Source organism: Candidatus Paceibacterota bacterium, from assembly GCA_035546035.1.
Classification (GTDB): Bacteria; Patescibacteriota; Minisyncoccia; order Phycocordibacterales; family UBA6065; genus UBA6065.
Genome location: DASZXC010000004.1, coordinates 1 through 4,547, shown reverse-complemented (window position 1 = coordinate 4,547; position 4,547 = coordinate 1). Strand labels below are relative to the sequence as shown.

Below are 4,547 nucleotides of genomic sequence, written 5' to 3'. Positions count from 1 at the left end.
CGGTCGAGTAGAGGCCCCCGATCGCTCGGGGGCCCCTCTCACAAAACCGGACTTGTGGATCTCACATCCGGCTTTTCGGGAAGTTGACGTTCCTGGGTCGCGCGGGCGAGGTGGCTGTTGTGGCGTCTCGTCCGAGCGGTGGTGCAGGTAGTTCAGCAGCGACGTTTCCGTCCGCAATTATCCCAGGGCTAACTCCAGTTGCGCTGGGGCGATGACGATATCTGGCGGGATTTGGTAGCGTACCCATGTGGTCTCGAGCGAGAGGAGACCACGCTCGGCAAAGCGAGCGTTGGTCAGTACTCGAGTCACCGGGGGCGAGTTGCTGAGACACCACCAGGACCGTCGTCCCGGCTTGAGCGGCTTCCAGCTCACGCTGCTACGTCGCTTGCGCCAATGGCGTATTGCGATTGCACGAAGTCGCCTGCGGATATGCGCGTCGAGTCGCGGCAAGTCGCGCACGCTCGCAATGCGAAAGAAACCAATCCAACCGAGCAAGTACTCGTTGAGCCTGCGGATGCAGTCGCGCAGCGACTGACCCCAGGCGCGTGGAGTTAGCTCGCGGATTTTCTCGTCGATGCGGCGCTTACTCCGCTCCGACAAGCGCACCTCGATGCTTCCATCCAGAGGCTCACGCCGCAGGGTGAAGCCAACGAAGTGCCGTTTCTCTGGCCGCGATACCGCGCTCTTCTCCGCGTTCACCTTGAGCCGCAAGCGGCGCTCGATGAAAGAGCGGATGCCTGCCATCACGCGCTGCCCCGACCGCTCACTACGCACGTAGATATTGCAATCGTCGGCGTAGCGCACGAAGCGGTGACCGCGCTGTTCGAGCTCACGGTCGAGCTCGTCCAACACGATGTTGCTAAGCAACGGCGAGAGCGGACCGCCTTGCGGCACTCCTTCCTCCGTGCTCACCACCACTCCATCCGGCATCACCGCCTTGACCTTCAGCATCCGGCCGATGAGTTCGAGCACACGTCGATCCGCGATCGTCTGCTCGAGCCGCGCCAGCAGGCGCTGATGGTTTACTTGGTCGAAGAATTTCTCTAGGTCCAAGTCCACCACCCATTCGTAGCCTTCCTCCAGATGCTGCTGGGCCTCGGCGATAGCCGTGTGACAGCTCTTTCCTGGCCTAAAACCGTGGCTACTCGCGTGAAAGGTCGTCTCGTAGTACGGGCTGAGCACTTGCTGCACAGCCTGTTGCGCGATGCGATCGATCACATTCGGGATGCCAAGGCCTCGTTGTCCTCCGTTCGACTTCGGGATCCACACGCGACGAATTTGTCCGGGTCGGTAGCTGCCATCGAGCAACTCGGAGCGTAACGCCGACAGGGCGTCGTCGAGGTGCCTGTGCACTTCTTCGACGCTCTGTCGATCCGGGCCGGGAGCGCCTTTGTTTGTAAGCGCTGCGTGAAACCCATCTGTTGATGGCTCATGGTCGTCAGGCATGACGGGGCATGCGAAGACGACACACAGCGGAGGCTCGCGAGCGGTTGATTGCGGAGGTAAAGGCGACTGGGGACATCCCGCGAGTCGTCGCGGAGCGGTTGGGGGTTTGCGCGTCATCGGCGTATCGGTGGGTGAAAGAGGCGGGATCTTCCGCGACGGTGGAGACGCCGGTCTTCGCGAGAGTTGTCCCGTCGCGAGCGGCTTCGGGCGCAGGGGTGGTCGTGCAATTGGGGCAGGCATCGATTCGTGTGGAGGCGGGCTTCGATGCTGAGTTGTTGCGAGCAGTCGTGTCGGCGCTGGGTGGCGCGACGTGATCGCGCACGGTCTACCTGTGTACGTCGCGCTTGCGCCGGTCGACATGCGCCTCGGCTACGAGCGACTGGGCGGGTTAGTTCGAGAGAAAATGCAGGCAGAGCCGCGTTCTCGTGCTCTGTTCGTATTCGTTGGGAAGCGCGGGCACACCATGAAGGTGCTGACTTGGGACGGCACCGGTGTGATCGTGATTCACAAGAAGCTCGACGCGGGGAAGTTCGAGCTGCCTCGCGCGACGAGCGAAGCCGATCAGCATGTGGTGGTGAGCGACGCGATCTTCGAGGTGATTTACAAGGGCGTGAGCACGCAGCCGAAAACGAAACGCCCTCGCCGCACTCATTGAAGCGCTTTCTGCTTGAGAGGCGCGATCGCGTTCGTGTACACAAAGAGCGTGTCGAGCAAGTCACAAGAAGCGAATACGCCGTCTGCGGCGGAGCTCGCCTCGTTGTTCTCGGCGCTCCAAGTCGAGCTTGTCGGCCTCAAGTCTCACATGGCGGAGCGGGACACGCAGATCGCGTCGCTGCAGGAGACGGTGCTCAATCTCACGCACGAAAACGCGCTGCTCAAACGCCGCGTGTACGGAAACAAGACTGAGCGCGCTCACACTAGCGAGCTGCAGCTCACCCTCGGTGATTTGCTCAACGACGAAAAGACCCTGCAAAAGCAGCTCGATGCCGCCATCACTCAGGCGCAGGGTCCAGGCAGTGACGACGCGGCACCACCTCCGGAGCCAGAGAAAGTCAAAGCCAAGCCCAAAGGGCGTCGAGATCTGTCGGCCAGTAAGCTGCCGCGGTTCTTGCTCGAGATCTGCGACGAGGAGATGGAGAAGAGCTGCAAACGGATCGGCTTCGACGAGAGCTTGCAGTTGATGTACCGGCGCGGGGGCTTCTCGGTGCTGGTCAAACGCACCGCAAAGTACGAGGTCCCCGGCAAAGACGGGCCGACGGTGCTCGGCGTCGAGACGCCAAAGACTTTGTTTCCGCGAGGCTTGCTGCATTCCTCTGTGGTCGCGTTCCTCATTGTTCAGAAGTTTGCGCTCGGTGTGCCGCACCATCGACTCGAGCAGCACATGAAAGATCAAGAGGTCGAGCTCGATCGCGGCACCATGTGCCGCTACACCGACGAAGCGGGCGGCGCCCTGGGTTCCACCATCGTGCATGCCCTTTGGCAAAACGCCATCAGCAATGGTTGCGTGATCTCAACCGATGCAACTTCCGGCCTGGTGCAGCCAGAAAAGAGCAAAAACGGCCTGCGGCAGGCCTGTAAAAAAGGCCACTTCTTCACCGCCGTCGTTGACTGCGAGTCGGTGCTCTTCGCGTACACTGAGAAGCACACGCAAGATTTCGTGAAGAAGTTGTTCGGCGGCTTTCGAGGCTACCTGCAGAGTGACGCGAGCAACGTCTACGATATCCTCGATCGCGGACCGCCAACCGACTCGGGCTCAGAAGAAAAGATCAAACTCGTCGGATGTTGGGCGCACTGTCGACGCTACTTCTTCGAGGCGGGGATCTGTCGTTACCCTGTTGGCGTGCAAGGTCTGATGCGCATTCGCGCCATCTACGCCGCGGACAACGCTTTTCGTAAGCTGCCACCGGCTCAGCGCAAGCTGATGCGCGACCAGCACGTGCGTCCGCTCATGGATAGTTTCTTTCAGTGGGTCAGGGAGGCACGCGCATCCGCTGATGGTTGCAATCTGGCTACACGCGCCATCGGCTATGCCCTCAATCAAGAGACTGAGCTTCGCCGCGTGCTCGACGACGGCAAGCTGCCGCTCGACAACACGCGCTCCGAGCGTTCGCTCAGAAAGATCGTCGTCGGTCGCAAAAACTGGATGTTCTATGGCAGCGACGCACATGCTGAAAGCGCAGCCGCCATCTTCTCCATCATCGCTTCGTGCCGCCTGCATTCGATCGACCCCCAGCAGTACCTCGACGAAGTCCTACGCATTTTGCCGTACTGGCCTCGAGATCGGTATCTCGAGCTCGCCCCCCACGAGTGGACCGCAACGCGAGCTAAGCTCGACCCAGACGAACTGAGCGCGCCCCTCTGCTCGTTCACGATCCCCGCGTGACACTGGCCGCTCGGCCATAAAGATGGGCTTCGCGCAGCGCTTACCTTTGTTTGACGCGACTCGCAGAAACGCATTCCTCAGGTTTCCTCTATTCGCTATCTCCTCCATCGTCATCGTCGGCACTGCACCTCTCGTCGTGTTTGGCGACTTCGGCACCGCGCGCGGGACAGGCAAGGGTTGACCCTCGTCCGCTCCACCGTCGGCCCCTTGCGGGCTGTCGGCTGTCTCACCAAACATTTCGAGCTGCTTTGCCTGTTCATTGGCCGTGGCCGCCTTCCCTCCCCACTGCTCGGCAGCAGCGGTTTCTCCCTTCTTTCGAAGGGTTTTCGGTACTACGCGGTCATCCGACTTCTCTCGTCCCTTTGCCATATCGGTCCTTTCGTTCCTTCACAGCTACCGCTCGCGCTCGCTGCGCGACGGAGGCCGAGAGATCTCCTCGGGTAAGAAACACAGAGCTTCGTGCGAAACCGTCGCCACTACCTGCGATCGTCCGACGAATATTGGGCTTCGCTGAGAGCAGCCAGCTCACCCACGATCGCCAGCCTTACGGCGCTTCACTTTCGTTCGGTTCCGCACTGCACCTACGGCTTCCACCAGACCACCCCTCGCGGGACTCATGCGCACTCACAATGCGCACGAGCAGGCCGGTAACTCCGGCTCGTCGCCCTTGCCTTCGGTGTGTGGTTCCCTTCGTCAGGGCCCACGGAGGACTGGTCTA

At 61.1% G+C, this 4,547-nt stretch carries 3 protein-coding genes; 2 read left to right on the top strand and 1 reads right to left on the bottom strand.

Going from position 1 to position 4,547, the window contains the following annotated elements; translation table 11 throughout:
* Window positions 1–177: 177 nt before the first annotated feature.
* Window positions 178–1,446: a group II intron reverse transcriptase/maturase gene (ltrA, locus tag VHE10_01190; protein HVU06392.1), complete on the bottom strand. Its 1,269-nt coding sequence runs from the start codon at window positions 1,444–1,446 to the stop codon at window positions 178–180.
* A gap of 331 nt (window positions 1,447–1,777) precedes the next feature.
* Here ltrA and tnpB point away from each other — a divergent pair, with 331 nt between their 5' ends.
* Together tnpB and VHE10_01180 are read left to right on the top strand one after the other, a co-directional pair.
* Window positions 1,778–2,101, top strand: coding sequence for an IS66 family insertion sequence element accessory protein TnpB (gene tnpB, locus VHE10_01185; protein HVU06391.1), 324 nt, complete (start codon window positions 1,778–1,780; stop codon window positions 2,099–2,101).
* Between the two features lie 48 nt (window positions 2,102–2,149).
* Window positions 2,150–3,829, top strand: coding sequence for an IS66 family transposase (locus tag VHE10_01180; protein ID HVU06390.1), 1,680 nt, complete (start codon window positions 2,150–2,152; stop codon window positions 3,827–3,829).
* Window positions 3,830–4,547 lie beyond the last annotated feature (718 nt).

Bases quoted from the DNA above. Each gene is read 5' to 3' on its own strand.
- ltrA (HVU06392.1), bottom strand. From the start codon at position 1,446: ATGCCTGACGACCATGAGCCATCAACAGATGGGTTTCACGCAGCGCTT.